General features: G+C 51.5%; 9 protein-coding genes. All 9 read left to right on the top strand.

Going from position 1 to position 9,058, the window contains the following annotated elements; all coding sequences use genetic code 11:
* On the top strand, positions 1 to 1,562 hold a 1,562-nt coding region (locus PHE17_RS20970), incomplete at its 5' end, for a helicase-related protein (protein ID WP_301017878.1).
* Positions 1,563 to 1,747: 185 nt separating this feature from the next.
* Complete coding sequence (locus PHE17_RS20965) at positions 1,748 to 2,791, top strand: recombinase RecT (protein ID WP_301017877.1); 1,044 nt, start codon at positions 1,748 to 1,750, stop codon at positions 2,789 to 2,791.
* Positions 2,792 to 2,867: 76 nt separating this feature from the next.
* Positions 2,868 to 3,284, top strand: a complete 417-nt coding sequence (locus PHE17_RS20960) for a single-stranded DNA-binding protein (RefSeq protein WP_301017876.1) — start codon at positions 2,868 to 2,870, stop codon at positions 3,282 to 3,284.
* A 146-nt stretch (positions 3,285 to 3,430) separates the two neighbouring features.
* Complete coding sequence (locus PHE17_RS20955) at positions 3,431 to 4,519, top strand: toprim domain-containing protein (protein ID WP_301017875.1); 1,089 nt, start codon at positions 3,431 to 3,433, stop codon at positions 4,517 to 4,519.
* A gap of 268 nt (positions 4,520 to 4,787) precedes the next feature.
* Entirely contained in the window at positions 4,788 to 5,003 is a 216-nt protein-coding gene (locus PHE17_RS20950; RefSeq protein ID WP_301017874.1) for a hypothetical protein, read from the top strand.
* Between the two features lie 343 nt (positions 5,004 to 5,346).
* Complete coding sequence (gene radC, locus PHE17_RS20945) at positions 5,347 to 5,844, top strand: DNA repair protein RadC (RefSeq protein ID WP_301017879.1); 498 nt, start codon at positions 5,347 to 5,349, stop codon at positions 5,842 to 5,844.
* Positions 5,841 to 6,071, top strand: coding sequence for a hypothetical protein (locus PHE17_RS20940; protein ID WP_301017873.1), 231 nt, complete (start codon positions 5,841 to 5,843; stop codon positions 6,069 to 6,071). The genes radC and PHE17_RS20940 overlap by 4 nt, the downstream gene beginning before the upstream one ends.
* Positions 6,072 to 6,142: 71 nt before the next feature.
* The gene (locus PHE17_RS20935; protein WP_301017872.1) at positions 6,143 to 6,475 is read left to right on the top strand and encodes a hypothetical protein; all 333 of its coding nucleotides are present in this window, start codon (positions 6,143 to 6,145) and stop codon (positions 6,473 to 6,475) included.
* Between the two features lie 611 nt (positions 6,476 to 7,086).
* A complete protein-coding gene (gene ltrA / locus PHE17_RS20930) occupies positions 7,087 to 8,754 on the top strand; it encodes a group II intron reverse transcriptase/maturase (RefSeq protein WP_301017871.1) in 1,668 nt (555 codons plus the stop codon).
* Positions 8,755 to 9,058 lie beyond the last annotated feature (304 nt).

Here is a 9,058-nt window from a genome sequence, read left to right as displayed (position 1 = left end):
CGGATGGCAGAGGCTATCGGATGCATACCCGTTTCGCGAGGTTCGTCAATCTTCCAGAACTGATGTCCATGTTCGGTGAGGTGGCGGATATTCGCACGGCGGAGATGCTGAAATTGCCGGTGCCGGCCGCGCACAAGGAAACAGTAACAATCAAGCCGACAGCGGATTTGAAAGCGTTTGTCCAAACCCTCGTGGAGCGGGCAGAAGCAATAAGAAACGGCAACGTCAGTCCCTCTGTGGACAACATGCTGGCCGTTACCAACGATGGCCGCAAGGCCGCGTTGGACATGCGTCTGATTGATTCATTCGCTGAGGTCGAGAATGGCAAAGTGAACCATTGTGCCGGGGAAGTATTCGGCATCTGGGGGGAAACCAAGCTGTTCCGTGGAACGCAAATTGTGTTCTGCGACCTGTCCACTCCGGTGGAAAACGGGAGGTTCAGCGTGTATCAGGCGTTGCGTCAAAATCTGGTAGAGAGAGGCGTTCCAATCGAGGACATCGCCTTCATTCACGACTACGAGAGCGATGCAGCCAAGGAGGAGCTTTTCAAGGCCGCGCGTGATGGGCGTATCCGCATCCTTCTGGGCAGCACGCAGAAGATGGGGGTTGGAACAAACATCCAGACCCGGCTGGCAGCACTGCATCATCTGGATGCCCCGTGGCGACCATCTGATGTGGAACAGCGGGAAGGGCGCATCATTCGCCAGGGCAACCTGAACGAGCGTGTGCGCATCTACCGTTATGTAACCGAAGGCTCGTTCGATGCCTACATCTGGCAGACGCTTGAGACCAAGGCGAGATTCATCGCTCAAGTCATGCAAGGGGACACCGGGATGCGTAGTGCAGAGGATGTTGAATTGGCCGCGTTGTCTTATGCGGAGGTGAAAGCCTTGGCATCGGGCAATCCGCTGGTGCTGGAAAAAGCGGGTGTCGATACCGAGCTTGCCAAGCTGTCGTTGCTCCGGTCTCAATGGGATCAGCAACAATGGCGCAACAAGCAGGAACTGGCGACTTTGCCAGGTCGCATCGAGCGCGTCCAGGCCAGAATTACCGGCATTGAGTCCGACATGGCTTCCCGGCAAGACGTATCTGGTAGCAAATTCCTGATGGAAGTAGAGGGAAACCGCTACACAGACCGCGCCGAAGCGGGAAAGGCACTTTTGCACGCTGTGTATGGAGTGAAGTCGGGTGGTGATCGGAAAATTGGTCAGATTGCTGGATTCCCGATTGCCGTGCAATTGTCGGCGCTTGAGGGGGTGGGCAAACAACTGGTGATCTTGGGAGGTGTCGAGTATCGGTGCGGCCAGGCGGAATCAGCGCAAGGTTTTGTGCGCGTACTCGAAAATGCACTCAACAGGATGGAACAGTGTCTTCTGGAAGAACAGGAGTATTTGGCCAGAACCGAGAAACGCATGGCTGACATTCAGGCCGAAGCCGCAAAGCCGTTTGATAAGGCTGCGCGGTTGGAGTGGTTAAAACAACGGCAACGAGAAATTGAAGCCGAGCTCGATTTGAGCAAGGGCGAAAACACCGCTGTTGATGAAACAGAGGAAATAGCCTGAAAGAAATTCAAGTCGCCGCGTAATGCGGTGACGTGAAGAGGCCGCTGGCCTTGCCGAAAGGTAAAGCAGCATCGAGCATCGTTCCGGGTAACCGGTTCGATTCAAGCAACCCCACGGGGACATTCATTGTCCCTCTGGGGCGTGGTGTCTCCGTTTTTTTTGTTTAAACAAAAAGGAGAAACACCATGTCATTACAAGCACTCAGAAATATCAACCGTACCGCAGTAGCCAATAACGAGCAGCCGCAGAGTTTCCCGGGAATGCTTGAGCAGTTCAAGGGGGAAATCGCCCGCGCGCTGCCCAAGCACATCAATCCTGACCGCATGGCGCGTATTGCGCTCACGGCGTTCCGCATGACCCCGAAGCTGGGGGAGTGCGACCCGCGCAGTGTGTTTGCCGCCGTTATCCAGTCCTCGCAACTTGGGCTGGAAGTGGGGCTGATGGGCGAAGCTCACCTTGTCCCGTTTGGCAACCAATGCCAGCTCATACCGGGTTACACCGGATTGATGAAGCTGGCGCGGAACAGTGGATTGGTGACGGACATCTATGCCGAAGCAGTACGCATGAACGATACGTTCGCGCTCAAGCTCGGCATGGAGCGAAGCCTGGAGCATGAACCACTGACTGCACCGGGCGGCTTCCCCGCGTCTGATGAAGAACGCGGAGAGGTGGTTGGCTTCTATGCGGTAGGAGTCCTCAAGGATGGTAACAGGACGTTTGTCGCAATGGGCCGCAAAGAAGTCGAAAGCATCCGTGATGGCAGTCGCGGCTACCAGGCAGCCAGGAAGTACAAGAAGGAATCCATCTGGGATACCGACTTCGTGGCGATGGGGCTGAAAACGGTCATCCGGCGCATCTGCAAGTTCTTGCCTAAATCACCCGAGCTGGCAACGGCACTGGCGATGGATGAAAAAGCTCATGCAGGTCAAGGTCAAAACCTGAATCTAAACGACGTGATCGACGGCAGTTACGCGCCGGTTGATGTCGTGGATGAGGCAGTGGAGATCACCGCCAAAGCCGAGAGCCAACCGCAATCGGCAAAAGCAACGAGCAAGCTCGAAAAGCTGGACAAGGTTGTCGCTGCATTGAAATCAGCCAGCACTGTTGAGGTATTGGATGAGGTCTATATCCGTGCCGAAGTGGATCTGGAGGATGCAGAGCTTGAAGTCGCGCTGCGCGAGTATCGCAAATGCAAAGACGCGATCACCGAACAGGGCAGTTTGGTTTAACCACCCTCACGGGGGCATCGTTCCCGTCTGGGGAATGGTGTCCTCTTTATTTATGTTTTATCAAAGGAGAAATACCATGTTGAACAAAGTGCAATTAATCGGTCGTCTGGGCAAAGACCCGGAAATTCGTTACACAACTTCTGGCGACGCCGTCGCCAACGTTTCGTTGGCAACAACGAAATCGTGGAAGGACAAGGAAGGTGAGAAACAAGAGAAAACCGAGTGGCACAACCTCGTGTTCTATCGCGGCCTCGCCGAAGTCGTTAGCGAGTATCTGAAGAAAGGCGCTCTCATCTACGTCGAGGGCGAACTGACAACCGAGAAGTACGACAAGAACGGCGAAGATCGTTACGTCACCAAAATCGTTGTTTCCGAGATGAAAATGCTCGGCGGCAACAACAAGGCGGACGAAGGGCATAGCGAAGCACAACCGGCAGCGAAACCCGCTAAAGGTTCTGCCAAGCCAGCCACAAAAGCGAACGAACAGTTCTAACGAAGCACCCACCCTGGGGGAACACCCCCTAGGGGATGCTTCCTTGCCGGTGGCTTAACAACCACCAACCTCCTGTGCGGGATACACCAAAACATCCCGCTTGGGTGCTTTGGTGTGTCCCGTGCGGGACTAACCGAGGAGGTATTATGAAAGCGAAAGAATTGAAGCCAATGGCCGCAGGCCGCTGGGAAAGCATCATTGCAAGACTTGCTCCGCAACTAGGACAAGCCATTGAGCGCCTGCCTCACCACGTCCCGTGCCCAGTGCATGGAGGCGTGGATGGATTCAGGTTGTTCAAGGATTTCAACGATACGGGTGGCGGTGTCTGCAACACGTGCGGTATCAAGCACGATGGATACACGTTACTCATGTGGGCGAATGGATGGGATTTCAAAACCACCCACTCAGCCTTGCAAGATGTGCTGCTGGTGAGAGGGGGAAACATCACCCTCCCGCCAGTGACCACCAAGCCAGCTGTCAAAAAGGTGAAAGAGACGGACGTTGAAGACATACGTGATTCCCTGAATCATGTCTGGAAAGACAGCGTGACTCTCTCATCACCAGAAGCGCGGCCAGCAAGGCGGTATTTTGCGAACCGTGGCATCACGAACGTTGACTATCGGAAGATCGATAGCAAGATGATTCGCTTCGTTCCCCTGCTGGATTATTTCGAGGAGGACGAAAAAACCGGCAAGCACAGGTCAACTGGAAAGTATCCTGCCATTGTCACGATGGTGTGCGATGCAAACGGTCGTCCTTCGACAATTCATCGTACCTACATCACACCCGAAGGGACAAAAGCACCCGTCCAATCGCCCAAGAAATTGATGCGGCACTGCGCCGAAGATCTGTTTGGGGCAATGCAAATTGCAGTGATAGGCAAGAGCAAGGTGTTGGCAGTCACAGAGGGTATCGAAACAGCACTGGCCGTAATGAGTGTCTTTAACGTACCTGCATGGGCCGCTGGCAATGCATACCTGCTGGAAAACTTCGCGCCGCCAAAAGGGGTTGATGTGGTGATCTATGCCGACAAAGACCAGCCTTCCAAGCAACACCCGGATGGCCACGGTCAAAGTTCGGCAAAGTTGCTGCTGAAGCGACTTTGGACCGAAGGTATCAAGGCATCCATCAAGCTACCCGACAGCGAAATTCCTCACGGAAAGAAGTCCGTCGATTGGCATGATGTGGTGAGTGGTGTGATTCAAGCGCCAACAAAGAAAACAGTCGCAAGATAGAGCAATCCCCATGTGAATGGCGAACGCAAGTCCCAGACCGTTTTACCCAGCTTGTCTGGGCTTTTTATGGCGCATTCTTCACGAGTGCGTCACAAAAAGAGAATTCACACGCGAAGCTTATTGCTTCGGGTTGATATTGGTGGTTGGCCAATCCAAATAAACAGAAGATGCGAAAGCGTCAACGAATTACCCAAAGCAACATCCACCCACGCGGGGACACATCCCCGTCAGGGTCGGTGCGTCCCCGTTCACATCAAAGGAGAGCACCATGGATCGTGACGACGTATTAAGTTTTTTGAGATTTCTCTCGGAAGCAACAATCGAGGAGATCAAAAAGAGCAAAGCGAAAGTGCAAGAGTCTCTTGCGGACGTAGACCCAGAAGGCAACGTAGCGGCAGACCTTAAGTTTCTTCTTCGGAAGTGTGATGAGGAATTGCTGGCTCGCGCCGAGTATTACAAGTTGAAGTCACAACAGAGAGGCTAACGGTAGGGTGCAGGGTGCGACGAAGTTTGTCGTACTCCGCATCATCCCGTTGCAGAATCGCAGTAACGAGTTGGCGGCCAATGGATTCTCTGAATTCATTACCACCACCATCAATCACCGTCAGCTGTGCGCATGGATATTTCATGCGGGCAGTTTAGCACGGCAGTTTCAAAAACCCTATCGGGGATACATCCCCGACAGGGCTTGTGTCCCCTTTTTTATTTCAAAAAGGAGACACAAAATGAATATCCATAATTGCAGCACACCTGATTTGTTGTCCGTACTGGTTGGAAATGAGATGGCTAAAAAGCTGTCACAGGTTCCACTTTCCGTTTTATTTGGAATGCGTGCAAATCGTCAGGAAATGGTTTGCGAAAACGAAGCTCAGTATGTGCCCGCACCCATCATCTCCGCAGCCAAGGAGTTGTTTGCGCGGGCACTCGAAGAGGACATCAGCATCCATCCGATTTCCTTTAACTCACCCAACGTGGTCAAAGATTATTTGAGGCTGGTGTTGGGTGGACGGCAGCAGGAAGTATTTCTGGTGCTGTTTCTCGATGCCCAGCATCGCCTTATCGCTTCGGAAGAGATGTTCCACGGGACGCTGACACAAACTAGCGTGTATCCACGCGAAGTTGTCAAACGCGCCCTGATACACAACGCGGCAGCGGTAATGCTGAGCCACAACCATCCTTCGGGATTGTCAGAGCCAAGCAGCGCCGACCGCATGCTAACTGATGCACTGAAGCAAGCTCTCGGGTTGGTAGATGTTCGGGTTCTCGATCACATTGTGATCGGCGAGCAAGAAGCATTGTCTTTTGCCGAACGGGGTTTGATATGAGTGTGTCTGAAATAAAGACGTACCTGTACTTCATCAATCTTGACGAGCGCGGCGAGTTTTATGCTGATGTTCGTGATGACAGCAATAACACCATTTTCGAGATCAAGGGCTTTGATATTTTTGAAGATGGCTGGATGCGGAACAAGAACGACCTTATGGGGCTGAGAAACCATTTGGTTGGTCTTGGCGTGATGAAGGATGACGATTATTTAACCAGAGAAGCTTGAATTTAACCCACGCGGGGACACTTCCCCGCAAGGGGCATGGTGTCTCCGTTTTTCATATAAAGGAGCGCGCCATGTTTTTTGAAAAGACGTTAGACACGCGTAGCAAAAAAGCGATGATTGATTTTGTGGCTGGCCATTACAGGTACAACACAATGAACAGTTGGAATCGCTCGACAAGCTATGCGCAAAGCATAAAGTTGCACAAACTGGGTCTGACTTCCGAGCAATTGAATGCAGCATACGACATGCTGCAAACAGAGTTTTGGGACGAAATCGACCAGCCAATTGCAGACTTCACCTCAGAAATGAGTGGGAGATACACGATTGGAACCAATGGGCGATCCAGTGGCTACCTCGTCCTTTACAACAGCAAGTATGAGTTGGTGCGACGTGAAGTCGTTTAAGTAACTGTTTATTAACATAATATCGTTAAATAAACCTGCTGTTTTCCCAGCAGTAGCCTAAGAGGGCAGGCGTGGCCGGTAACGGCTGGGTCTGAAGCCCCTCTGACAATGTAGCCCACTCCGAGAGGATGAAGCCGAAGCTGCGAGACGGAAGCGGAACTGCGAGCATTACGCGGTGGGGAACTAGGCTCGGAAGTATGGTGAACACAAATGAAGTAGTGATAAATCCCGTCAACTTGAAATTGCTCAAAATGCTAAACGACCACCTGTGGTCACAGGGCAATAACCAAAATGGTAAGTATGCGGCCTTGGCTTTCAACTCTGGTCAAGCGGAAACAGAGTCATACCGGGAAATAGCTACCACCTAACCTTCCAATGTTACTTACACGGAACACGGTAAGCCCGTATATCCGCCCGCAAGGGCAAGCCAACCGCAAGGAAAGCCGATGGATGTGCGGGTATAGGATGTCAGAAAAAGCGAACGCTGCCCTGTAATGGGATAGATAGGGGTTGAGGCGAAAGCCGACATCATCCTGTCCGAAAGGAAGCTGACTTCTGACTGGTCTCTCTTTGCAAGAGAGTATGTAGAACTTCGAAAGGAGGTAAAGCAAATGACGACTATGAAATCTGTAGTTGGTGCGGCCTCCGGCTGTGAAGTGGATTGGCACAGTCTCGACTGGGCAACAATTCATCAAACAGTAAAGAGGCTGCAAATGCGTATTGCAAAGGCAACACGGGAAGGGAAATACGGCAGGGTGAAAGCATTGCAGTGGATTCTGACCCACTCGTTTAGCGGTAGAGCAATAGCCGTGAAACGAGTTACCGAAAATCAAGGCAAAAAGACACCGGGTGTGGACAAGGTGGTATGGGACACCCCTGAGTCGAAAGCCGAAGCTGTTTTGTCGCTCAAGAGAAGGGGCTGCCAGCCTCAACCTTTGAGAAGGGTATTTATACCCAAAGCAAACGGAAAGATGCGTCCGCTAGGAATACCGACGATGAAAGACAGGGCAATGCAAGCGTTGTACTTGCAGGCTTTGGAACCAGTCTCGGAAACCAAAGCAGATCCAAATTCTTATGGGTTCAGACCCATGAGGGCGAGTAGAGATGCGGCAGGGCAATGCTTCAACGCTCTGGCAAAGAAGCTCTCATCTCAATGGGTTTTGGATGCAGATATATCCGGTTGCTTTGACAACATCAACCATGACTGGCTGCTCAACAATATCCCAATGGATAAAGTGATGCTTCAGAAGTGGTTGAAATCTGGTTTCATATGGAAAGGACAGTTGTTCGATACGGAGGCAGGAACGCCGCAAGGCGGGATTATTTCGCCAACACTAGCGAATATGACCTTGGATGGAATGGAAAACGGGCTAAGAAAACACTTCGGTGTTAATGGCAACGGAACTATGAAAAACAAGGTTAACCTGATTCGGTACGCAGATGACTTCGTAATAACTGGCACGACGAAAGAAGTGCTGGAGGAAGCGAGGGAATTGATGGCGGAGTTTTTGAAGGACAGAGGATTAACGCTGTCCGAAGAGAAAACCAAAATCGTGCATATTGAAAAAGGCTTTGATTTTCTCGGATGGAACATGCGCAAGTACGATGGAAAGTTACTCATCAAACCTGCGAAAAAGAACGTGCAAACGTTCCTGCGGAAAGTTCGAGGAATAATCAAGGAGTCCAAGACAGTGAAGCAAGAAAATCTGGTGAGAAAGCTCAATCCGGTAATCAGGGGTTGGGCGAATTATCACCAGAACCAAGTAGCAAAGGAGACCTTCTCAAAGGTCGATTGCGCTATCTGGAAACAGCTTCAGCAGTGGGCTTGCAGAAGGCATCCGAATAAATCAGCCGCATGGGTGAAGTCGAAATACTTTATGCGTGATGGACTGAGAAATTGGGTGTTTGGCACGACGGTTGAGGATGACAAAGGCGAAAAGAAAAGTGTGACGTTGGTGAAAGCCAGCGACACAGCGATTAAACGCCACGTCAAAATCAAAGGCGCAGCAAACCCTTACGACCCGGAATTTGAGACGTACTTTGAAGAAAGGCTAGGCCTGACGATGAAGGAAAGTTTCAAGGGAAGGAACAGGTTGTTGTACCTGTGGTATGCACAGGATGGAATGTGTCCGAAATGCGGCGAGAAAATAACGAAGGATACGGGATGGAATCTTCATCACGTTCTACCGAAAACTCAAGGCGGTGACGACAATATGAACAACTTGGAATTGCTACATCCGAACTGTCACAGGCAACACCATAGCCGAAAAAGAAAGTAGGTTGCTGGCTCTGGTCAAACAGGGCTTTGTAGAGGCTTGAGCTGTATGCGGGGAAACTCGCACGTACAGTTCTTAGGGGGGGATGGTGTAGTAATGCACTGTCTCTACCCGACACTGGACACAAGTCGCACTGTCGCACCTGCGGCCAAAGAAATTACCGCTATGTTTATACACCTGACGCTACGGCAGAAGGCGTGATAACGGCTGCGGTGATTGCCAGGGATTACACCATTGGCAACAGGTGTGGCGCATGCGGCGCTGAAGGCGAATATGGCCGCGTCAATTACACGTTGCCACCAAAACG

The organism is Thiothrix sp., assembly GCF_028714775.1.
Lineage (GTDB): Bacteria > Pseudomonadota > Gammaproteobacteria > Thiotrichales > Thiotrichaceae > Thiothrix.
The sequence above is the reverse complement of the archived record's forward strand: the minus strand, read 5'-3'. Positions and strand labels throughout refer to the sequence as shown.